The 237-nt window shown below is 53.6% G+C and carries 1 protein-coding gene; it reads left to right on the top strand.

From position 1 onward, the window contains the following. A partial coding sequence (locus V5P19_RS24475; RefSeq protein WP_334408107.1) for a phage terminase large subunit family protein occupies positions 1 to 237 on the top strand: 237 nt, incomplete at both ends.

The following is a 237-nucleotide window of genomic DNA, read 5'->3' on the forward strand; positions in this document are numbered from 1 at the left end:
GTTCAGGCCGGAGCCACAGACCGCCGTTGAATGGGCGGATGCTAATTACTATCTCCCGAAAGAATCCGCATACCAGGAAGGGCGCTGGGAAACACTGCCCTTTCAGCGGGCCATCATGAATGCGATGGGCAGCGACTACATCCGTGAGGTGAATGTGGTGAAGTCTGCCCGTGTCGGTTATTCCAAAATGCTGCTGGGTGTTTATGCCTACTTTATAGAGCATAAGCAGCGCAACAC

The sequence above is a fragment of the Enterobacter sp. UNJFSC 003 genome (assembly GCF_036903355.1).
GTDB lineage: Bacteria > Pseudomonadota > Gammaproteobacteria > Enterobacterales > Enterobacteriaceae > Enterobacter.